The 23960-nt window shown below is 31.9% G+C and carries 21 protein-coding genes; 2 read left to right on the forward strand and 19 right to left on the reverse strand.

The genetic code is table 11. The annotated features are described in order from the left end of the window. Positions 1-7: 7 nt before the first annotated feature. From argB to G8C43_RS08255, 7 genes are all read right to left on the reverse strand, one after another. Positions 8-790, reverse strand: a complete 783-nt coding sequence (gene argB / locus G8C43_RS08225; protein WP_166005352.1) for an acetylglutamate kinase — start codon at positions 788-790, stop codon at positions 8-10. A 73-nt stretch (positions 791-863) separates the two neighbouring features. Next, positions 864-1814, reverse strand: coding sequence for an N-acetylornithine carbamoyltransferase (locus G8C43_RS08230; RefSeq protein WP_166005354.1), 951 nt, complete (start codon positions 1812-1814; stop codon positions 864-866). Positions 1815-1836: 22 nt separating this feature from the next. Next, positions 1837-2961, reverse strand: coding sequence for an aspartate aminotransferase family protein (locus G8C43_RS08235; RefSeq protein WP_166005356.1), 1125 nt, complete (start codon positions 2959-2961; stop codon positions 1837-1839). A 63-nt stretch (positions 2962-3024) separates the two neighbouring features. Next, positions 3025-3819, reverse strand: a complete 795-nt coding sequence (proC, locus tag G8C43_RS08240) for a pyrroline-5-carboxylate reductase (RefSeq protein WP_166005358.1) — start codon at positions 3817-3819, stop codon at positions 3025-3027. Positions 3820-4008: 189 nt separating this feature from the next. After that, on the reverse strand, positions 4009-4989 hold the full coding sequence (argC, locus tag G8C43_RS08245) for an N-acetyl-gamma-glutamyl-phosphate reductase (RefSeq protein WP_166005360.1): 981 nt from the start codon (positions 4987-4989) through the stop codon (positions 4009-4011). A 65-nt stretch (positions 4990-5054) separates the two neighbouring features. Continuing rightward, positions 5055-6242, reverse strand: coding sequence for an argininosuccinate synthase (gene argG, locus G8C43_RS08250; protein ID WP_166005362.1), 1188 nt, complete (start codon positions 6240-6242; stop codon positions 5055-5057). A gap of 13 nt (positions 6243-6255) precedes the next feature. Continuing rightward, positions 6256-6918 carry a GNAT family N-acetyltransferase gene (locus G8C43_RS08255; protein WP_166005364.1) on the reverse strand — a complete coding sequence of 221 codons (663 nt, stop codon included), beginning with the start codon at positions 6916-6918 and terminating at the stop codon, positions 6256-6258. Positions 6919-7350: 432 nt separating this feature from the next. On the opposite strand from G8C43_RS08255, the gene G8C43_RS08260 reads away from it, so the two are divergent. Both G8C43_RS08260 and G8C43_RS08265 read left to right on the forward strand, forming a co-directional pair. Continuing rightward, a complete protein-coding gene (locus G8C43_RS08260) occupies positions 7351-8058 on the forward strand; it encodes a histidine phosphatase family protein (RefSeq protein ID WP_166005366.1) in 708 nt (235 codons plus the stop codon). A 240-nt stretch (positions 8059-8298) separates the two neighbouring features. Continuing rightward, positions 8299-9366, forward strand: coding sequence for a helix-hairpin-helix domain-containing protein (locus tag G8C43_RS08265; protein WP_166005368.1), 1068 nt, complete (start codon positions 8299-8301; stop codon positions 9364-9366). Between the two features lie 47 nt (positions 9367-9413). On the opposite strand, the gene ribB is transcribed toward G8C43_RS08265, so the two are convergent. The 12 genes from ribB to ilvB form a co-directional block, all read right to left on the reverse strand. Next, positions 9414-10538, reverse strand: a complete 1125-nt coding sequence (gene ribB, locus G8C43_RS08270; protein WP_166005720.1) for a 3,4-dihydroxy-2-butanone-4-phosphate synthase — start codon at positions 10536-10538, stop codon at positions 9414-9416. A gap of 2 nt (positions 10539-10540) precedes the next feature. Then, the gene (locus G8C43_RS08275; RefSeq protein WP_166005370.1) at positions 10541-12004 is read right to left on the reverse strand and encodes an LptF/LptG family permease; all 1464 of its coding nucleotides are present in this window, start codon (positions 12002-12004) and stop codon (positions 10541-10543) included. A 3-nt stretch (positions 12005-12007) separates the two neighbouring features. After that, the gene (locus G8C43_RS08280) at positions 12008-12631 is read right to left on the reverse strand and encodes a LolA family protein (protein WP_160542787.1); all 624 of its coding nucleotides are present in this window, start codon (positions 12629-12631) and stop codon (positions 12008-12010) included. 18 nt (positions 12632-12649) lie between these two features. Next, on the reverse strand, positions 12650-15130 hold the full coding sequence (locus tag G8C43_RS08285) for an FtsK/SpoIIIE family DNA translocase (RefSeq protein ID WP_166005372.1): 2481 nt from the start codon (positions 15128-15130) through the stop codon (positions 12650-12652). A 149-nt stretch (positions 15131-15279) separates the two neighbouring features. Then, positions 15280-16011: a Bax inhibitor-1/YccA family protein gene (locus tag G8C43_RS08290; RefSeq protein WP_166005375.1), complete on the reverse strand. Its 732-nt coding sequence runs from the start codon at positions 16009-16011 to the stop codon at positions 15280-15282. 109 nt (positions 16012-16120) lie between these two features. After that, positions 16121-16552 carry a ribose 5-phosphate isomerase B gene (gene rpiB, locus G8C43_RS08295; RefSeq protein ID WP_166005377.1) on the reverse strand — a complete coding sequence of 144 codons (432 nt, stop codon included), beginning with the start codon at positions 16550-16552 and terminating at the stop codon, positions 16121-16123. A gap of 12 nt (positions 16553-16564) precedes the next feature. Then, positions 16565-18073, reverse strand: coding sequence for a glutamate--tRNA ligase (gltX, locus tag G8C43_RS08300; protein ID WP_166005379.1), 1509 nt, complete (start codon positions 18071-18073; stop codon positions 16565-16567). A gap of 61 nt (positions 18074-18134) precedes the next feature. Continuing rightward, positions 18135-19871, reverse strand: a complete 1737-nt coding sequence (locus G8C43_RS08305; RefSeq protein WP_166005381.1) for a hypothetical protein — start codon at positions 19869-19871, stop codon at positions 18135-18137. Between the two features lie 76 nt (positions 19872-19947). Then, positions 19948-20994, reverse strand: a complete 1047-nt coding sequence (ilvC, locus tag G8C43_RS08310; protein ID WP_105297162.1) for a ketol-acid reductoisomerase — start codon at positions 20992-20994, stop codon at positions 19948-19950. 13 nt (positions 20995-21007) lie between these two features. Then, positions 21008-21562 (reverse strand): acetolactate synthase small subunit, encoded by a 555-nt coding sequence (gene ilvN, locus G8C43_RS08315; protein WP_105297163.1) that lies wholly within the window; start codon positions 21560-21562, stop codon positions 21008-21010. 8 nt (positions 21563-21570) lie between these two features. After that, positions 21571-22242 (reverse strand): class I SAM-dependent methyltransferase, encoded by a 672-nt coding sequence (locus G8C43_RS08320; RefSeq protein ID WP_166005383.1) that lies wholly within the window; start codon positions 22240-22242, stop codon positions 21571-21573. A gap of 9 nt (positions 22243-22251) precedes the next feature. After that, a complete protein-coding gene (gene ilvB / locus G8C43_RS08325; protein WP_166005385.1) occupies positions 22252-23958 on the reverse strand; it encodes a biosynthetic-type acetolactate synthase large subunit in 1707 nt (568 codons plus the stop codon). Positions 23959-23960: the final 2 nt, after the last annotated feature.

The raw sequence follows: 23960 nt of genomic DNA on the forward strand, positions 1-23960 counted from the left end.
GACTTAATTATAAGGTAATACAAGTATGAGAATGATTAAAGTTGTTAATTATTTCAGGGTTAGAAATAATAATATTTGTAACTCCCTGTTTCAGCGCTTCAAAACAATTATCAAGTTTTGGGATCATACCCGAGTGAATAATATTATCCTTTTTTAACTGTTGATAGGAACTGTAATTTATCGTTTTAATAATACTATCTTCGTCTTCAATATCTAGTAAAACACCCTTTTTTTCAAAACAATACAATAAAGTGGTTTCATAAAAAGCGGATAGGCCCACAGCCAGAAATTGTGCAATGGAATCAGCATTCGTATTAAGCAACTGTCCTTTTTTATCGTGGGTAATTGCACAGAATACAGGAATCGTATCGGTATCGAGTAAACATTTAATCCATTCGGAGTTAATTTCAATGATATCCCCTACATATCCATAATCATAAGCGCTATTTTCTCTCCTTTTCGAAACAATAGAATTTCCATCTGCACCGGTTAGCCCGATAGCAGAAGTTTGTAAACCTTGAAGTTGAGCTACAATTTTTTTATTGCAAAGTCCTGCATACGTCATTATTGCCACATCTAGCATTTCTTCGTTGGTTACTCTTCGTCCTTCAATCATGATCGATTCAACCCCCAATTTACCCGCTAATCTTGTAGCAGCTTTTCCCCCTCCGTGGACTAAAATTTTCGGAGTTTCCAACTTAGAAAAATCTTGTAAAAATTGAGTAAGGACTTTTTGATTATCAATTACATTTCCTCCTATTTTTATAACGGTTAATTTTTTCTTTTCCATATTCAACTTATTGGGTTGTTTGTTAGTAATTAGTTAAATACCTGTTTTTTACCAAAAATCAAATAATTAATATTTATGTGAGCCCTTCCAGAATTCGAGTAAGAATGGTTTGAGCAGAATACGTTCGATTATTTGCTTCAGGTATAACTATCGAGGCATCGCTGTCCAATATGTCATCAGTTACAATCATATTTCTTCGTACCGGTAAACAATGCATGAATTTAGCGTGATTTGTCAATTCCATTTGTCTTTTTCCAATGGTCCAATGAGGGTCCTCATTTAATATTTTACCATAATCGTTGTAATTACTCCAATTTTTAGCATATATAAAATCAGCATTTATAAATGCTTTTTCTTGATTATATTCAATGAGAACACCTTTGGTAATTTCAGGGTTCAACTCGTATCCTTCCGGATGAGTAATAATAAAATCCACCTCCATTTTTTTCATCATTTTCACGAATGAATTAGAAACAGATTGAGGAAGAGCTTTTGGGTGTGGAACCCAACTCAACACTACTTTAGGACGTTCCGTTTTTTTGTATTCTTCAATAGTCAACGCATCAGCCAAAGCTTGTAGAGGATGTTCTGTAGCCCCTTCTAAACTGATGATCGGAACGGTGGCGTATTTAACGAAAGAAGAAATGACTGTTTCCGCTTCGTCTTTTTCCTTATCTTTTAAAGTGGGAAAGCTTCGAATGGCTATTATATCACAATAAACTGATATAACTTTAGCGGCTTCTTTTATATGTTCGGAAGCAGAACCATCCATTACCGTTCCATCTTCAAATTCTAATGTCCAGCCTTCTGTGTTTAAATTCATAACCATACAATCCATACCCAGATTGCGAGCTGCTTTTTGCGTGCTTAATCGCGTTCTTAAGCTCGGATTAAAAAATAAAAGCCCTAAAATTTTATTTTTTCCCAAAACTTGGTTAGCTAAAGGAGCAGCTTTAATCTTCTTAGCCAAATTTAACATCTCGTTTAGGTCTGTAATATCATCGACAGAAGTATACTTTTTCATTATTTCTTATTTTATAAGGTTGTTAAAGACAAGACTGTAAACTGTCATAAAGCATATCAATTTCATTTTTGGAAATAGTTAACGGCGGAAGTACACGCAGTAGATTTTTATTATTGGAATTACCCGTAAAAATCTTTTTTTCATAGATTAATTTTTTACGGAGATATGCGACTTCGAAATCAAATTCTAATCCCAGCATTAATCCTTTACCCTTAATTTTCTTAATTTTCGATAGGGAAGAAAATTTTTTAATGAAATATTCATATTGTTTTTGAACATTGTTTAAAATTTCTTCATCCTCCATAACTTCTAAAACCGCTAATGCTGCGGCACAAGCGAGATGATTGCCGCCAAAAGTAGTTCCTAATAATCCAAAAGAAGAAGTAAATTCAGGAGAAATTAAGATCCCCCCGATAGGAAATCCGTTTCCCATCCCTTTCGCTACCGATATAATATCTGCTTTGATTCCGTGATATTGATGGGCAAAAAATTTTCCGGATCGTCCATATCCACATTGAATTTCATCCAGAATTAGAACTACCTTATTATTTTTACAAACCTTTTCCAATTCCCGAAAAAATTCAGTGCTTCCTTCATCCAATCCACCCACTCCTTGAATAGCTTCGATAATTACGGAAGATACATCCCCTTTAGCAATCTCTTTTTTAACACTTTCAATGTCGTTTAATTCGCAAAATACCACTTCCTGTTGAGCGTTGATAGGAGCAATAATTTTTGGATTATCGGTCGCGGCAACCGCTGCGGAAGTACGCCCGTGGAAACTGTTTTTAAAGGCTAAAATTTTTGATTTTCCGGTATGAAAAGAGGCTAATTTTAAAGCATTTTCATTGGCTTCTGCTCCTGAATTGCAGAGGAATAACGAATAGTCGGGATATCCGCAAATTTGAGGTAATAAATTACCCAGTTTTTCCTGAACAGGATTGATAATTGAATTGGAATAAAATCCGATGGAATTGATTTGTTTAGTTACATGTTTGATATACGTCGGATGCGAATGACCGATGGAAATAACCCCATGCCCACCATAAAAGTCAAGGTAGGCATCTCCTTTTTCATCCCATACGGTACAACCTGATGCTTTAACAGGGGTTACTGAGTAGATAGGATATACATTGAATAGACTCATATTAGTATCCTTTATAAATTTTTATTATTGTTTTTTTGTGGTATTCATGTGATACTTTACTATTTATTTCTTAGTCAGCTGATTGATTTTAGTATAGGAAGCTAAAAGCCCTTTAATAATGGCAGAGTTAACTCCTTGATGATCCATTTCATTAATTCCGGCTATGGTGCATCCGCCCGGAGTTGTGACCTTATCAATTTCTTGCTCGGGATGACTTTTTTTAGACTCAATTAATTGTGCCGCTCCCATACAAGTTTGAGTAATCATGGATAGAGCTTCTTGCGGTTCCAGTCCCATCTCTATAGCTCCCAACATATGTGCACGAATGATCCTCAGCCAAAAAGCTATACCGCTGGAACAAATAATTGTTGCCGCTTGCATTTGCTCTTCAGGAATTTCTACAGCATGACCCAGTTGATTAAAGATTTCCAACGCGATATTGATCCGATCCTTTCCTTTTTTATTGGAACAAAGACAGGTCATGGATTTTTTCACCGATATAGCAGTATTAGGCATGGCCTTAATAATTGGAAAATGACTGCCTATGATTTCTTCTAGTTTACTTAAATCAAATCCGGCAACTACTGATAGTAAAGTATGATGTTCCGTAAATAAATGCATGCACTCTTGTAAAACATTGGTTAAAACATTAGGCTGTACCGCAAACAATATAATCTCTGAATTTTTAATTGCCTCTTTATTGTCTGAGGTAAGAACTATATTTTGTTTATTTTCCAGTTCATCTAAGGTTTTAATATTTCGCTTAGTAATATATAATGATTCAGCAAAATTGCTGTTAATAATTCCTTTTGCGATTGCCAATCCTAAATTTCCGGCTCCAATAATTGCTATTTTCATATTATAATTTTGTACTAATTATATAATTTTTATTATTCATTAAAATCAGTAATTTATCCTTATTTTAGTTAACATCTCTAAAAGAATCATAAGAACTTTTTAAATAAACTAAGGAAACTGATATTGTATTTTGAGTTTTTCTGGTTAATCATTTTAAGAGGAAATAGTTAATTCATAACTCTAATTTTATCAAAATGCCACCGGTTTTAAATGTAAACCTTTCGATTCCTCAAATCCGAAAATAAGGTTCATGTTTTGTACGGCTTGACCCGAAGCACCTTTACTTAAATTATCAATCACCGAAGTAATTAATAAGGTATCTTTATGTTTTTGTATTTCTAACATACATTTATTTGTGTTGACTACCTGCTTTACAGATAGAGGAGTGTTCGAAACAAAGGTAAATGGATGATCCTGATAATATTCACGATATAAAGAAAAAGCTTCCTCCTTTGTAATTTCACATTTTAAATATATGCCGGCAAGAATCCCTCGAGTAAAATTGCCACGCATGGGTAAAAAATAGAGTTGATGTTGGTTGGTTCCTAACTGATGAATACTTTGTGAAATTTCTGCCTCATGCTGATGACTAAATTCTTTGTAAAAGGAAACATTATTATTTCTCCAACTGAAATGAGCAGTTGCTGAAAGTGATTGCCCCGCACCGGTTGAGCCGGTTACAGCATGGATATGAATATCTTGCGACAATAAACTTTTCTTTGCTAAGGGAAGTAAAGCTAATTGTATGGCGGTGGCAAAACATCCGGGATTAGCAATATTTTTTGCCTTTTTTATTTCTTCTTTTTGTAATTCGGGAAGACCGTAAATATATGTCCTGTCTTGAAACACATGATGAGGTTTAACCCTGAAATCATTACTTAAATCTATGATTTTTGTGTTTTTAGAATACACATTTTTTGTCAAAAAATCCCTGGATTTACCATGTCCCAAACATAAAAAAACAACATCTGCCTCTTGATCAATGCGATCAGAAAAAATTAAATCGGTTTCTCCTATAAGGTCTTCATGAACCGTTGTGACAGGATTTCCTGCATTGGAAGTGCTGTAAACGGATGTGAGTTCTATTTTTGGATGATTAATGAGGATTCGCAATAATTCGCCAGCAGTATATCCTGCCCCTCCCACAATACTAGCTTTTATTTTGTTCATTGGTTTTTTAAACTAAACTATACTTTCAATTTTTATTTACTTTAATTCAAGATAAAGTTCGTAAATTATTCTAAATCATTGAAACTATGGTGAATTTTTAATTGATTTCCAAAAATTTTAATGAATCCTCGGGCATCTCTACTGTCCCAAGCTTCATTTTCTTCACCGTAAGTAGCAACTTTTGATTGCATCATATCGTAAGGAGATTTTATACCGATCATGCGGAAATAATAGGGATACAACTGAATCTTTACGGTTCCGCTAACCCGTTTTTGAGAGGACGTAAGAAATGCTTCAATGTCACGCATTACAGGGTCTAAATACTGAGCTTCATGCAATAAAGTACCATACCAATTGGCCAATGAATCTTTATGTAAGAGTTGCCAACGGGATAGGGTATGTTTTTCAAGCAGATGGTGTGCTTTAATCAGTAACATAGGAGCAGGAGCTTCAAAACCTACTCTTCCTTTAATTCCTAAAATGGTATCTCCCACATGTATATCTCTTCCAATGGCGTATTTTCCTCCTATTTCATTCAGTTTTTGAATTAATGCCACCGGATTCATTTTTTCTCCATTTAATCCGATAGGTTCTCCTTTAGAAAATTCAAGTTCAATTATGGAAGGAGTGGTTTCAGAGAGGGGAGTAGGGAAGGCCTCGTCCGGCAAAGGGAGATCGGAGGAAAGTGTTTCAACACCCCCCACAGAAGTTCCCCATATTCCTTTATTGATAGAATATTTTGCTTTTTCCCAATTCATGTTTATTCCGTTTTTTTGTAAGTAGTCAACTTCTTCTTGACGAGAAATATTTTCATCACGAATCGGTGTAATTATTTTTGATTTAGGGGAAATGACTTCAAAGGCTACATCGAATCGGATTTGATCATTACCGGCTCCCGTGCTTCCATGAACTATATATTCCGCATTTATTTTTTTTGCGTATTCCGCTATAGCCAGTGACTGAAATATTCTTTCTGCACTAACTGATAATGGATAGGTGTTGTTTTTTAAAATGTTTCCATAAATGAGAAAGCGTAAACAATTTTTATAAAATTTTTCAGTAATATCAATGGTTATATGATGATTGGAACCCAACTCATATGCTCGTTTTTCAATTTGTTTTAATTCTTCTTTAGAAAATCCTCCGCTGTTTACTATAACGGTATGTACTTCCATATCGTGTTCTTTAGTTAGTTTAACCAAAGAATAGGAAGTATCTAGTCCTCCACTATATGCTAAAACTGCTTTTTTCATAATCAAGATTTTTTTAGATGGTTTTAATTTGGGAATTATTACAATCCTTTTTAGATTTTAAGTGTAATACTTCTTTTATTTTATTGAGATGAGTAATGACCTTTTTATCGAAACTATTTTTATGGGAGATATTCTTATCTTTTTTTTGATCTTTAGGATCGAATAACATTCCGGTACATAAGCACATTTTATTTTGTTTACTTCGTAGAATATTAAAATTCGTACATGTTTTACAGCCATTCCAAAAATCAGGATCTTCAGTTAGTTCAGAAAAGGGTACCGGCTTATATCCTAATTCCGAATTAATTTTCATTACAGCCAAACCAGTAGTTATACCGAAAATTTTAGCTTCAGGAAATTTTTTGCGGGTATAATCAAAAATAAAATGTTTAATTTTTTTGGCTAAACCTATTCCTCTGTAGTCAGGATGAACAATTAATCCTGAATGGACGACAAATTCTCCGTTCTGCCATTTTTCTATATAACAAAAACCTGCAAATTTTGTATTATCAAGAGCTAAAATCGCTTGTCTTTGATCCATTTTTTTTTGGATGTATTCAGGGGTTCTTTTAGCAATACCTGTCCCCCTTACAATAGCCGATTGGTAAATAGTTTCGCATATTTCTTCAGCGTATTGATAATGTTCTTCTGTTGCAACAACAATATTAATATTCATCTTATGTATAAATAATATAGTAAATGGATAAATTGAAAAAACAGTAGTAGATAAATTACTGTATAAAAAACGGAAGTGTCGGCTTTGGAAAAATCGAAAATCAAAGCCTAACCTGCCTACTGAAGTAGATAGGGTAAGATAAAAGGGTAATTTTATTAACCAGCAATGGTAAATTGCGTAATAACATAACTAAGATTTTTAACTTTTAAAATCTAAATTAACATAACAAAAATAATAATTATTTTTTTATACGAATAAAATTTTTTAAAAATTATACGGTTAAAAATAATTTTATTTCAGATATATTTTGTTTTTTAATTTTATGTTTAATTAAATCAACAGTATGAAATACTAGTGAACTATAATGATTATTCTATACTTATAACAAACAAAATTTTCTAATTTTGTATTTAAAATGCTAATATTTTTTATATGGGATCTAAGATTACATTTTACATAGTACGTCATGGTAAGACAATTTTAAATACATTAAACAAAGTTCAAGGTTGGAGTGATACGCCGTTAACAAAAGAAGGGATTGAGGTGGCAGAAAATTTGGGTAAAGGATTGAAAGATGTTAAATTTTCTTCAGCTTTTTGCAGTGATTTAAGGAGAACCAGAGAAACTATCAATATAATTTTAAAGAATTCAGATCAAAAAGAACTTCCGGTTACAGAAAAACCTGAATTAAGAGAAATCTGTTTTGGAGCCTATGAAACTGCCTTAGCTACGGAAATGTTTAAGGATGTTGCCTTATATCTTCATTACACTAATGCTCAGGATTTATTCAATGATATCTTTGACAAGAATAAAGAAATTACTTATAAAGAAGCGGTCAATACCATAAGTATTTTAGATCCTATGAAAATGGCAGAAGATTTTAATACCGTTGAAAAAAGAACGCATAAAGCTTTATCGGATATTGTACATATCGAAAGTAAGAATAAGGAAAATAAAAACGTTCTGATCGTATCTCACGGATTAAGTATAACTCTAATGCTTCATAATCTGGGAGGTAAAAGGTTATTTGTTAAAGATTTGGAAAACGCTTCAGTATGTAAAGTTATATTTGAAGATGGAAAATATATCATCGAATCGGTTAATGATATGAGCTATGCAGAAAAAGGAAAAAATAGCTAAATATTTTTGAATTAAATTTTCACATAATACTTTTGTAAAGTATCCATTGAGTTCGCAATTTTAAAGGGATTGCTAACTTCCTCTAAGCTATTTTGAATCTTAGGTTATTATTTTACAGCGATTTAAAAGAAATAGTATTTCATTTTTTTAATATAAAAATATAATTTTTTTACGTTACCATAATAAATGGTAACATTTTAAAAATTAAGCTCTTGTAATTATATATTTATATTAACTTTTATGAATTTACGCCTTAAAATGATAAAAGAGCAACGAATAGGTGTTCTTTTGTTGCTCATAATTATATGTATTTTAGAATTATTAATTCATAGGAATGCTTTAATTTCTTCAATCTTTGAGAATAATAATGCTACCCCTTTTCAATTTGTTGAAGAAATTAATGAACAGAATTTTAAGGTAAAGGATAAAAAAGATAAATTTATAGAACCTTTTAATCCAACTGATTATAATTCAGAAGACTGGCAGAGTTTAGGTTTTTCTAAAAAACAAGCAGAGGTAATCATTAATTATAAGGCTATGCTTGGAGGTAAATTTACTTCTAAAGAACAGCTTAAATCTTGCTACGTAATTTCCGAGGAAATGTATGCAAAAATATATCCTTTTTTGTTATTACCCGAGAACGGCTTTAATGAAACAACTACTAATTCTAGTAAAGTAAAGAAGTATCGGTTATTAACATTTGACCCGAATACATATAAAGTAAACGATTGGGTACAAATAGGTTTTTCAGAAAAACAAGCGGAAAGCATTATAAGATATAAAAATGCTATCGGTGGAAAATTCAAATCCAAAGAGGATTTAAAAAAATGTTATGTGATATCAACTGTAAAATATCATGAATTGGAATCGCACATTAAGCTTCCTTCTCAAAATATTGAAAATACATCAAATATAAAAATACTACAAATCTCCAATGAAAAAAAGGATATTAATACTGCATCTTTTAACAATATAAATTCCGTAATTGAAAATGAAATCATAACTAAAAGAATATTGAGTTTTAGAAAAGGATTAGGTGGTTTTGTGTCGATGGAACAAATTAAAGATGTTTATGATATAACTTCTGAAATGGTTTCAAAAATTTTTGATTCTTTCATTTTAGATCCAACTCAAGTTCTTAAAATAAATTTACAAACAGCCTCAGAAGAAGATTTACACAAACATATTTATTTAAGGAAATATAAAAATAAAATTATAGAAGCAAGAAATAAGAAGCAAGATCCTTTACGTGTAATTACCGAATCAGATCCAAAATATCATTTTATAATTCAATATTTGGTTAAATAAAGAAGCTACTATATAGCTTCTTTATTTATAATTTATGAGAATGAAATTTAAATTTTAATTTCATTTACAATCTTAATTCCATATCCACTACTTAGAGGGAAATTTTTATTAGGATTGGTTGTTAAAACATTGATATTTTTAATTCCTAAATTTTTAATTATTTGTGCACCGATTCCTAAATCCCTTTCATCGGATTGTATGCCAAAATCAGCTATTTCTCCCGATATGTATTTTTTGAGTTCGCTCAGATGATTTTCGATTACGTCTGTATTGGAAGGATTGTTTATAAAAATAATTACTCCTTTGCCATTTTCATTAATAAAATTAATAGCTCTATTTACAATGGTTTCTTCGCCTTGAGCAAGAGTTTTGAAAAGATCCAAATATACATTATTAGCACAAACTTTTACAGGTATGATTTCATCTTCATTAATTTCTCCCTTCACTAAGGCAAAATGAATTTGATCATTGGTTTTATCTTTATACGTTACAAATCGTAATTCTCCATAATGGGTTTTAATTATTTCATCGTCGATTTTTTCGATCAAAGAATCATTTTTAAGTCGATATGAAATTAAGTCTTTAATAGTTATAATTTTTAAATCAAATTTCTTAGCAACTTCCATTAATTGAGGCAAACGAGCCATTGTTCCATCCTCATTCATGATTTCAACTAAAACTCCGGTAGAAGGAAGGCCCGCCAATTGTAATAAATCGACTGTAGCTTCAGTATGTCCGTCTCTTTTAAGTACTCCTCCTTTTTTTGCAACTAAAGGAAAAATATGACCCGGACGTGCAAAATCACTTGGCTTGATATTTTCATCGACAAGAGCTTTAACGGTTTTGGATCGATCAGAAGCGGAAATACCTGTAGTAATCCCATGTCCAAGTAAATCTACTGAAACAGTGAAAGCCGTTTGCTTAGGATCAGTATTTTTTCCGACCATGTATTCCAAGTCCAGTTCTTCAGCCCTTTTTTGAGTTAAAGGCGTGCAAATCAAGCCCCTTCCGTACTTAGTCATAAAATTTATAGTTTCAGGTGTCATAGTTGAAGCTGCAGCAACAAAATCACCCTCGTTTTCACGATCTTCATCATCAACAACTATAATTACCTTTCCCTGTCTTAATTCTTCAAGAGCTTCTGATATGGTATTCATTTTTAAGTCTGTAATAATCATTGGTATCTACTGTGTTCTAATTTTTTTTGTTTGATAAATTTACTAATAAATCTTTTAAAAGGTTTTAAATAATTATCCACGTCAAATAGTTCAGAATCTCTCATGGATTTTATAGTTAGAAAAATTCCAACAGGTAGAAATATTGCATTTGGAATCCAAGAAGCCCAATAGGCGTTGATTACCTGATTTTTCGCCAAATTTTCCATATAAAGACCTAAAATATAAAAAATGATAAATATTATTATGGCTACAACTACAGGCAAACCGACTCCTCCTTTTCTAATGATTGATCCTAGCGGAGCTCCTATTAAGAAAAATACAATACAGGTAACAGAATATGAAATGATATTTTTTTGCTGCCATAAAATCATTTTAGCAATAAATTTTTCAACCGCTTTCATTTCAGTGGCTTTTGAACCTAATTCATATTTAGACAGAGTAACCTGATTTATGGCGGCTTTAACTAAATTATATTTAGTGTTTTCATCTAAGTTAGACCATTCAAACGGAAAATCTTCATTATAATGACTATAATCTAGGGAATCCAACGAGTTCGTTTCTCCTAACAAAAGTTTCATGCCATTTTCTCCAAGCCCTTTAAAGTACACAGTATTGGAAGTTTTGATGGAATCTATATAGGTGCTTAATTCGGATACTGATTTATATCTGAAATTATCCCCTTCGGATTGTTTATCTAATGACTTTTTAATTATATCCGAAATATCGTAATATTGAGTTAAGGTGTCAAACTTAATGGAATTACCCGGTTGTTTTTTTAGTTCATTTAAATTCTTACCTTTAATATTATCTTGATATATATATCCGTTATATAATTCAATTTTTAAATAATGGTTATCTTTGGAAATTATATTTCCTTTATCGGCTATAATGGTTTGTTGATCTTCAAAAGGGGAAGCATTTTTATGAATAAATACTTGATCCCATTCACTATCATTTTCACCACTTTTTCTGCCAATTTTAATGCTTAAAGGATTCATTTCCTTAATAAACCGTCCTTCTTCAAAATTCAGGGCAGGTCTTGTTTGTGCAATATTGATGAGCATATTACGCGCTCTTCGTTGGTTTTCGGGAAGTGTGGTGTTACAGAAATAAAATAACCAGATGGCCAGTAAGACTACAAGACTAAAAAGAGGATACATTATTCGGGCTAATGAAATTCCTGCTGATTTCATTGCAGCTAGTTCATATCGCTCTCCGAAACCACCAAATGTCATAATTGATGACAACAAGATAGTTAAAGGTAAAACGAGACGAATCACATCCAAGCCCAGATAATACAATAATTTAGATATGTCCCATAAGTTCAGTCCTTTACCTAAAAATTTATCCATTTGGTTAAAGGCAAACTGAACTACAAAGATGAACATTAAAACGCTAAATATAAATAAAAAAGGACCAAAAAAAGTGCGGATAATATACCAGTCTAACTTTTTAATCATCTTTTATAACTCTGTTAGTGTGTAATCTTTATAGTTATTTTTATCAAATGTAAGTAAAGATTTATTTACAATTAAATTTTCTTTAAAATCAATGATCATTAAAATTAAAGAACTTCCGTCGTTATAATTTTCAGATACTCTTATGATCTTATTATTAGAAAGAGCAAGAAGTATAGATTTTGATTTTTTGGTATCAATAGGAACCAATTTAATAACGGAACATTTAACATTATTAATAGTTGTATTTCCTTCAAAAGTAATATTAAAGCCGCTTTTATAAAGACTTAAAATATTGGTAGGAGATAGGCTTTCACCGTCTTCTTTATCAGAAGAAGTAATTTCTTTATCTTCCTTAGAAATAGTGTAAATCTTATTTCCGTCATAAATTTGGGTAATACTGGGCAGAATTAAATGATACTTTTCTTTAGCGGCATAAACCTGTCCAATTTCAGATATACTTTTTTGTCCGGGTATAGAATATAAATAATTGAATTTTACGTAAAATGTTGAATTTTGGCTGAGTTTCGCACTAGCTGTATCTAAAAGTCTTTTTGCTTCCGGATCAATTTTTTGAGCCCATATTAAAAATGAAGAACAAATAAATAAGAATGCAAATATCTTTTTCATATTATTAGGTAATGTTTTTTAGGGGTTTAAATTTTCCAATAATTGTTCCAAACTAACCAGGTCGGTAACCAGAACTTTACGTGCCTTACTTCCTTCGAAAGCCCCGACAATGCCGAACGCTTCAAGTTGGTCCATAATTCTTCCGGCTCTATTATAACCCAATGATAATTTACGTTGAATCAAAGAGGTGGATCCTTGTTGAGCAGTTACAATTACTCGAGCAGCATCATTAAAAAGCTCATCTCTTTTTGCTTCAACTGCATCGTTTGAGCTTACACTTGAATTTTCTTCATAAAATTCCGGCAATAAATAAGCATCCGGATATCCTTGTTGAGAACCAATATATTCCGTTATTTTATCAACCTCGGGTGTATCAACAAAGGCACATTGCATACGTATCAACTCATTACCGGTAGTAAACAACATATCTCCTTTACCGATTAATTGATCGGCACCATTTCCGTCTAAAATAGTTCTTGAATCTATTTTTGAAGTTACGCGGAATGCAACACGAGCGGGGAAGTTGGCTTTAATCATTCCGGTAATAACATTTACGGAAGGCCTTTGTGTAGCTATAATAAGATGAATTCCTATGGCTCTGGCCAACTGAGCTAATCTGGCGATAGGAAGCTCTACTTCTTTTCCGGCGGTCATAATTAAATCAGCAAATTCATCAATAACCAAAACAATATACGGTAAGAATCGATGACCTTTTTCAGGATTTAATTTACGTTCCTTAAATTTTTGGTTATATTCTTTGATGGTTCTTACATAAGCTGATTGGAGAAGCTTGTAACGATTATCCATTTCCACACAAAGTGAATTCAAAGTATTAATCACTTTAGTCGTATCGGTAATAATGGCTTCATCCGTATCCGGTAATTTTGCAAGAAAATGACGTTCAATTTTGTTGTATAAGGTAAGTTCCACCTTTTTAGGGTCTACAAAAACGAATTTTAATTCGCTAGGATGTTTTTTGTATAATAGAGAAGTTATAATGGCGTTTAATCCCACCGATTTTCCCTGTCCTGTAGCCCCGGCCATGAGCATGTGAGGCATTTTAGCTAAATCTGTAACGAAAGTTTCATTAGATATGGTTTTTCCAAAAACAATAGGTAGTTCCATATCGATTTTTTGAAATTTTTGTGAAGCGATAACCGAACGCATGGAAACCATCGTTGCGGTGCTATTGGGTACTTCAATACCAATAGTTCCTTTTCCGGGTATCGGAGCAATAATACGAATTCCTAAAGCTGCAAGACTAAGGGCTATATCATCTTCCAAATTTTTAATTTTGGAGATACGGATACCTGCTTCAGGAATAATTTCATATAAAGTTACTGTTGGACCGACCGTTGCTTTGATACTTGAAATTCCAATGCCATAATTTGCAAGTGTTGTTACAATTTTATTTTTATTTTCTTCTAACTCTTCATTGTTTATTGTAATATTATTATTCGTATTATAATTGGTTAAAAGGTCAAGAGTAGGGTATTTATATTTAGGTAAATCTAATTTAGGATCATAAGGTCCGAATTGATCATAAATATTTTTATTAGGCTCATTTTCAGACAAAATTTCTTCTTTTTTAGTTTCTTCTATAGTCAGCGAAATATCATCTTCAACCGTTTCTTCAGTAGTAGGAATATCAATTTCTAATTCTGTAGAATGAGTGGTTGTGTCAGGATGGGAAGATTCTTCTATCAGAATATTGGTATTGGATAAATTTATAGGATTACTTTCCTCTTCTATTAGTGACTCGACTTGTTGTATACCTGTTAAATTTTCTTCTTGAATTTCATTTTTTGTTGGAACTTTTGAGATAACAGTTTCAGATTTAACGGTTTTAGGGTCTTTTATTTTCTCATAAATTTGGTCTTCTTCAAAAGGTTCTTTTAAAACATCCTCTTCTTTTTCTTTTTTAGACGGTTTGAAAGAAGGTGTTGAATGCAATTTAGATTTTACATGATCCACGCTCAAATTAAATTCAAGGATAAAATATATCGACAGGGTCAGCAACAATATAATACCTGTACCCACACTGCCCAATAATGATTTTAAATAATCATATACTTCATAGCCTATCAAACCGGAAAGCAACCATTTAGATCCGAAAATCATAGCTAGAAATATAGGGGTCCAAATAATAAAGAAAATTCCATGAGAGAGGAGTTTCCATATTTTTAGAATTTCTTTATTAAATAATACTTTAAAAGATAAAATAAATAAGAAGAACGGAATAAAAAATGCAATAACTCCTACACCATCAAAAATAAATATTTCCCCTAAATAAGCGCCTGTTTTACCGATTATATTTTGCGCTGTAACATTTTTATTTAGATAAGAAGTTAATTGGCTTTGATCTTCTTTCCAATTAAAGTAAAATGAGAGGAATGAAATAAATAAGATGATGGAAAAGCTAAATAAAACTAAACCAAGGATTGTTTTTAATAAGGGCTTTTTTTTATTATTTTTATTATCTTGTGGATTGTTCTCCATATTTATTTATAAATAAATTTAAAATTACAAATTTTATAGTTTCTTTTAGATTTATATTTTGTTTTAATAATGGTATTTTATTATATATAAATAGGTGAATAAAAACTTTATTCACCTATAAACTATTTTGACGTTTTCAAAAAGTAAATTTATCTTCTTGAACCAAGAAATCTAAGTAAAAATAAGAAAAGGTTAATAAAATCTAAATAGAGAGACAAGGCACCTTGAATCGCAATTTTAGAATAACTTTCTCTATCTTCAGAGTTTATTTGTGATCCTATATTTTTCAGAGTTTGAGTATCATAAGCAATTAATCCCACAAATATTAAAACTCCAACTACTGAAATAATTAAATCCAACATGGAGTTATTTAAGAAAATATTGACAACTATGGCTAATAGTACACCTAGTAAAGCCATGAATAGAATTCTTCCAAATTTTGTAAGATCTGTTTTGGTAAAATAACCATATAAACTCATTATAGCAAATGTACCGGCAGTAATAAAAAATGTGGTAGCTATAGATGAAAAGGTATAAGCTAAGAAAATCATAGCCAAAGTCATTCCGTTTAAAAAAGAATAAAACAAAAAGACTGCCGATGCTAATCCTAAAGTCATTTTATGGATTGCTCCGCTTAAAGCAAATACTAATCCTAATTCGCCTAAAATTAAAGCATAATATAAGAAAGTAGGGCCGGTAGTACCAAACATTAAGCTTAATAATCCCGGAGAATTAGCAGTAAAATAAGCAGTAAAACCACTTATAAATAAAGCCAAGCTCATCCACATATATACTTTAGATATAAATGTAGCTTGCTGTTTAGCTATGGCATTTTTTTGAAACGATGGTTCAAGAGTGTTTCCGTAATCTTTATAATCCATTTGCTTAGTTATTTATTATTTCAAATATACAATATTTTGTATTACATAAAAAGTCAATATCTATTCCAAAAATTATTTATGAAATTTTGTCATATTTATAAAATTCGCTTTACCATTTGGATATCTTATCTACACGCATTTGATGTCTTCCCCCTTCAAATTGAGTGGATAAAAAAGTATCAATTATATCTTGAGCTAATTCTTTGGCAATAAAACGCGCAGGAATGGAAAGCACATTCGCATTGTTATGTTGTCTGGCTAAACGGGCAATATCTGTTTGCCAACAAAGGGCACAACGTATTCCGGAATGTTTATTTGCGGTTATGGATACCCCTTCGCCGCTGCCACAGAAAAGTATGCCGAAATCAAATTCATTTTTCTCAACAGCAATAGCTAAAGGATGTACAAAATCCGGATAATCTACACTTTCTCCCGAATAGGTTCCAAAATCATGTACCTGGTTTCCATTTTCAGTGAGATATTTAAATATATAATTTTTATATTCAAATCCTGCATGATCTGAAGCTAATGCGATTTTCATGACCTATTATTTTTAAATTTTTGATTCTAAATTTTTTAAACGTTGTAAGCTTTCTGTTTTTCCTATTATTTCCATAATAACCGGAATATCCGGTCCTTTAAGATCACCAACTAGAGCTAAACGTAAGGGTTGCATTACTTTTCCAAATCCCAATCCTGAGTTTTCCACAAATTCATGAATCTTGTCATGTAATTCTTTTTCGGTAAAAGAAACAGATTCCAGATTAGAAATTAATTGAGTAAGTATTGCTTTTGTATCGTCTTTAATAACCTTTTTGTAACTTTTTTCTTGGTAAGATGAAGGCGCAATCCAGAAAAAAGAACCTACTTCCCATATTTCTTTTGCAAAATTAACTCTTTCTTTTAATAGTTCGATGATTCGAATATCTTTAGTGTCTTCTGTCTTAATACCTTTTTCTTTCAAAATTTTTTGAAATTCAGGGAGTAAGTCAGAGGCTTTGGATTTAATAATATATTCATGATTAAACCATTTTGCTTTATCAGGATTGAAACGAGCTCCTGCTTTATGGACTTTTTCCAATTCAAACTCTTGGATCATTTCGTTCAGAGATAGTATTTCCTTGTCATTAGAAGGTGACCATCCTAATAATGCCAACATATTTATAAAGGCTTCAGGCAGGTAACCTTCTTCTCTGTATCCTATGGAAGATGTACCTTCTTTTTCGTTTTTCCAAGCAAGAGGAAATACAGGAAATCCGTATTTATCCCCATCTCGTTTGCTCAATTTACCCTTACCTTCCGGTTTTAAAATCAAAGGCAAATGGGCAAATTCCGGTGATTTCCACCCCAATGCTTCATAGAGCAATACATGTAAGGCCAAGGAAGGAAGCCATTCTTCTCCTCTTATCACATGAGTAATTTCCATGGTATGGTCATCTACTATATTGGCAAAATGATAGGTAGGCATTCCGTCAGTCTTAACTAACACTTTATCATCTAAAATAGATGTATCGATGGAAAAGTTGCCTCGAATAATATCTTTTAAAACCAAAGTTCTGTGTGGCGGTATTTTAAATCGGATCACATAAGGAACTCCCTCATTTAATTTTTTTTGAACTTCATCGGGCGATAGAGAGAGGCTGTTATTGAGTTGATTTCTGACTTCATGATTGTAAGAAAATACTTTACCTTGTTCCTCATACTCTTTTCGTAACTTTTCTAATTCTTCCGGCGTGTCAAAAGCCAGATATGCGAAATCTGTTTTAAGTATTTCTTCGATATATTTTTTATAGATGTCTTTTCTTTCAGATTGTTTATATGGAGCATAGGGTCCTCCTTTTTCCGGACTTTCATCCAATTCTAAGCCACACCATTTCAACGATTCACTTATGTATTTTTCGGCATCTTCAACATAGCGGTTTTGATCGGTATCTTCAATGCGCAAGATAAATTTTCCCTTATTTTTTTTTGCGAAAAGATAATTATATAAAGCAGTTCTTACTCCTCCAATATGTAAATATCCGGTAGGACTAGGTGCAAATCGAACTCTGATTTCTGACATTTTCTATATTTTTCTACGCAAAAGTAACAAAGAAAATAGATATATTATAGAGAATTGAAACTTAAATTTCACTTAATTTTTTATAAGATTGATAGTAATTGAAAATCTTATTATATTGATTATCTAAATATCGTAATAAATTACTTTTATCTTTTTCATTAAATTCAGCTATAAATCGGGTCGTATTTTTTCCTTTAGCACCAAAGAATTGTAGATTTTTATCATCTTCTGAATAAGGAATCTCGGTCACTTTATAAGTAATGTCATTTTCTTCTAATCTAGTTACGTTTGATTTAAAAAAATAATCGATAAGAATAGGGGATTTTTTCCCAAGCTTTTTCATTTGAGAAATTTGATAATGGGTATTTAGACTAAGATAAAAATTTAAGGTAAACGAAATTATGATGAACATTAACGTATTAGTGCTAATAAATAATAGAGTTATAAGAGTTCCGAATTTTAGATATTTAGAATTTATTGATTTATATTCCATTATTAAAAGAATCAAAACAGGGCATAAGTAAAGTTGCGGAACCATTCTAGCAAACCAAAAATCCGGAAATGATAAAATACTTGCAATAACCCCTAAGGTTAGATAGTACAATCCAGAAGGAGCTTTGGAAGGAATAAAAAATGAAATAATGAAAAGAAGGGTCGATAGAATAACAATTCCTCCAAAGAAAGGTCCAAATCCCCCATATGTTATAGATACTTCATTAAGAACTTTAATTTCGGATAGTTTTAATGAAAAAGGTATTTTTAAGTTAGTTGTTTTTTTACTGTCACCGGTATAAGAAAAATATGATATAAATGCTTTTTCAATTCTGTTTTTTTTGTAAAAATCATAACTTACATGAGAGGATAGTAAGTTTTCTATTTTTTCTTTTCCAAATGCGGGATGAAAAACGTGATGATTATTTTTTAAATTGGTGAAATAGGGATTTATATTGGTTATTGGAAAGATGATTATTCCGGATATTAAAAATGGAAATATATATTTTAATTTAAATTTATGATCTTTCCATAAGTATATAAAAGAAAATAATACGAATATAAAAACTAATAAAATAGAAGTAAATTTCAGTGATGAGAAAATTGATAATGTAAATATAAAAGTCGCTAAATCAATTTTGTTATATCTTCTTAATAGGCAACTAAAAGAACAAAATAGTATGATTAAGCAAGAATACATGAAACCGTCTAAATAATAGGTAAATAGTTCAGTAACTACTATTGGATTCATACAGATAAGAAATGTATATAGATATATCTTCAACTTGCTTATCTGAGTTTGTTTAAGCAATTTAAAAACATATATTAGAGAAGCTATCAGAACAATTATATTGATAAGCTTTCCAGATTCTACTTTTTGAGTAAAAGAGTAAATAGAGGCGGCTATAATTTCATATCCTTTTGGATAGGATTGAACATATATTTGTGCAACATTAGTTTTTGATATTTCATAGATTGGATTCCATCTATTCTTTAGATTTATAATACTTTCTAAATGATACCATTGACCATCGGCAGATAGATCATAGAAAAATATACTAAGTGAATATGATATAAGGTAAAATAAAAGAGTTAAAATCCATTCGTACCAATGAGTTTTTCTTGTTAAGAAAAAAAGGATGAAATAAGATAATATAAACGAAAAAAGCATTGTAAATTCAGATAGGCTGATTTTACATATAAATAATAGATTTGATAAAAATAATGTTATGAAAAGGGGAGATAGTAAAAGAAAAATTAATGCGGATGAATTTAGAAGAGTAGATTTTTTAGTAATTATAAACATTTAAATGTAATTTTAATTTGTAAATATAAAAAAAGGAATATGTATTTTGCATATTCCTTTTTTTATATAATACTAATTAGTTATTTTCCGGTCGTAATTCTCTAACAACAGCTCCGGCCTTCCACATTTCGCTTTCACGAAGAGCCTTAAGTTCTTCTTCCAATTTTTCGCGATAGTCAGGCTTAGAGTTGGTGTCGATTGATCTTTGTGCTTCATTTCCTGAAGCTACTTCTGCATATAACTTAGCAAATACAGGTTTAGTGGCATCATGAAAAGGAGTCATCCAATCTAATGCACCTCTTTGTGCAGTAGTAGAACAGTTTGCATACATCCAGTCCATACCTTTTTCAGCAAAAAGAGGCATTAAAGATTGTGTAAGTTCTTCTACTGTTTCATTGAAAGCTTCAGATGGAGTGTGTCCGTTTTCACGTAACACTTCATATTGAGCTAATAAAATTCCTTGAATAGCCCCCATTAAAGTACCTCTTTCCCCAGTTAGATCAGAATAAACTTCACGTTTAAAGTCAGTTTCAAATAAATATCCTGAACCAACACCAATACCTAAAGCGATAGTTCTGTCTTTAGCTTTACCGGTAGCATCCTGGAAAATTGCATAACTGGAGTTTAACCCTCTTCCTTCTAAGAACATACGTCTTAAGCTGGTTCCTGATCCTTTAGGTGCAACTAAAATTACATCAATATCTTTAGGAGGTATAATTCCGGTGCGGTCGTTAAAAGTAATACCGAAACCATGAGAAAAATATAAAGCTTTACCGGCAGTTAAGTGAGGTTTTAATTTAGGCCAAACCTCAATTTGTGCGGCATCTGACAATAAATATTGAATAATAGTTCCTTTTGATGCTGCTTCTTCTATATCAAATAAAGTTTCACCCGGAACCCAACCGTCTGCAATAGCCTTATCCCAAGTTTTACCTCCTTTACGTTGTCCAACGATTACATTGAAGCCGTTATCTCTTAAATTTAATGCTTGTCCGGGACCTTGTACTCCATATCCAATAACAGCAATGGTTTCATCTTTTAATGTTTCCCTAGCTTTTTCTAAAGGAAACTCATCACGAGTAATTACATTTTCAATTACTCCACCAAAATTCATTTGTGCCATCTTGTTAGTATTTTTAATTTTTTATTAAAGATTCTTTTATTTTTAATTCACTTAACATATCACTTAAGCGTTCTATTTTTGAAGTATTTACCGCTATTCTTCCAGAACGAATAAATTGCAATACTTTAATATTTTCACTCAATTCTTGAAACAAAGCTTGCGTATCGGTGTAATGCCCTGTTTTTTGAATGACAACACAAATCTCGTTAATTTCAAGTATCTGAGCATTATATTTTCTAATTAAATTTTCCACCGAACCAATTTTTAAAAATTCAGGAGTGGGTAATTTATACAAAGCAATTTCCTGATGAATTAATTCATCGTCGGTATTATAGTAAGATTTCAACACATCCACGCATTTGTCGATTTGTTTTACTACTTTTTCAATCATTTCTTTATCACAAAGTACCGTAATGGTAAATTTATGTATGCCTTCAATAGCTGACGGCGATACCGATAAAGTTTCAATATTTAAAAATCTTCTGGTAAAAACACTGGTTACTTGACCTAAAAGTCCAACAGTGTTTTCAGAAAATATAGTTACAGTATATAACGTTTTATTTTTCATGGTTATTTCTACTTTTTAGCATATAAAACAGCAAAGTCATAATATTTATAAAGACAATCAACATGTTTAAAGCCCGCCTCTTTCAGCCATTTTAATTGGGCAAGTATGGGACTTCTTTTGTCTAATTTAATTCTTTCATATGAAGCATTAATTTCATCAGCGGTAAGTCCGCTGTTTTCAATTTGATATCTCCAACGGGTTTCATAAAATTTTGAAAAATAATCATCTTCACCGCAAACTTGCTCTGCATTTATAAATGTGCCCTCCTCTTTAAGATAAGAAAAAATGGAATTATAAAGTTTAATTTTATCCGAGTCTTCCAAGTGATGAATAGCCAATGAGGACACGACGGCATCAAATGGTTGTGTCGATGTATATGTGGTAAAATCTTGTCGAATTATATGGATAGAGGTATTAGTTTCAAACCTATTTTTAGCAACTTCTAACATTTTTTCTGACAGATCAACCAAAGTAATTTTAGCATTTGGATATTTTTGAAGAACAAATTCGGATAATAATCCGGTACCGGCCCCTAAATCTAAAATTTTAGGAGAAGATGATGAAAGGTTTATATTTTCAACCGCTATTTTATAAAAATCTTGAAAACAGGGAATTAATTTTCTTCGCTGTTTATCGTATTGTTGGGCGACAGAGTTAAATTGAGTTTCAATAGTTTCCATAACATAGATTTATATTTGGTTAGTTTCTCCTAATAAAATGTTAGTAACACACGAACCGGCCGGAATCATCGGATATACCATACCCTGAATTTCAACCTGAACATCTAACAAGTAAGATCCCTTATGATTAATCATTTCTTCAATTGCCTGATCCAACTCTTCTCTTTTGCTTATGGTTTTAGATTTAATATTGTAGGCCTTAGCAATAGCTTCAAAATTTGGATTTTTCATAAGAGTTTCAGAATATCTTTTGTCAAAAAACAATTCTTGCCATTGACGCACCATACCTAGAAAATGGTTGTTTAATATGATAATTTTTACATCAATGTCATATTGCATGATCGTTCCCAATTCTTGAATGGTCATTTGAATTCCGCCATCGCCCACAAATAAACAAACTGTTCGATCAGGAGCACCAATTTTTGCACCAATGGCAGCCGGCAAACCAAATCCCATAGTACCAAGTCCGCCGGAAGTTATAACACTTCGGCTTTGTTTATATTTAAAATACCGAACGCCCATCATTTGGTTTTGTCCAACATCGGTAACTAAAATACCTTCATGATGGGTAGCTTCCGATACTTTTCTTACTACTTCTCCCATTTTTAAGCTCCCGGATTCAGGATACAATTCTTTTTCAATTACAGCATCGTATTCTTTCTCGTAATATTCTTTAAAACTGTCTAACCATTCGGTGTGTTTATTTTCGTTTACTAATTGGGTTACCTCAGCTAAAGTTGCTTTAGCATCACCTAAAACTTTTACATGAGTTTTTACGTTTTTATCAATTTCGGAAGGATCAATATCAAAATGAATAATTTTTGCCTGTTTAGCATACGTTTTTAAATCACCGGTTACCCGATCATCAAATCGCATACCTATAGCTATTAAAACATCACATTCATTAGTTTTCACATTAGGGGCTACATTACCATGCATCCCTAAAAGTCCCACATTTAAAGGGTGGTCAGTAGGAATGGCCGATAAACCTAACATCGTGGATGCGGCGGGAATATCAGCTTTTTCCAAAAACTTTTTAAGTTCTTCTTCCGCTCCGCTTAAGATAACTCCTTGACCGATTAACGCCAACGGTTTTTTTGCTTCATTGATAAGTTTGGCTGCTTCACGGATTTCTTCCGGTTTTAAATCGGGAATGGGTTGATAACTTCTTATAAAATTGATTTTTGCAGGGGCATATTCGATTTGTCCTTGCAAAGCATCTTTGGTTATGTCTAAAACTACCGGACCTTTACGACCATTACCGGCTATATAAAAAGCTCTGGCTACAGCCCAGGGAATATCTTCTGCATTTCGTATCTGATACGTCCATTTGCTGATCGGCTTAGTTATTCCTACTACATCAGCTTCTTGAAAAGCATCACTTCCCAGTAAACCGGAAAATACTTGTCCCGAAATTACCACCAGGGGAGTACTGTCAATCATGGCATCTGCTATCCCGGTTACAGTGTTAGTGGCACCCGGACCGGAAGTTACCAAAACGATTCCGGGTTTGCCTTTAGCACGGGCATAGCCTTGTGCAGCATGCGCCGCAGCCTGTTCATGACGTACAAGAATATGATTGATTTTTTCTTTATAATCGTATAAAGCATCGAATACCGGCATAATAGCGCCTCCCGGATATCCGAATATGGTATCTACCCCTTCTTTAAGTAAGGATTGTATTAAAGCCTCACTTCCTGAAATATTAGTATTCATAG

It is taken from the genome of Apibacter sp. B2966 (genome assembly GCF_011082485.1).
Taxonomy (GTDB): domain Bacteria; phylum Bacteroidota; class Bacteroidia; order Flavobacteriales; family Weeksellaceae; genus Apibacter.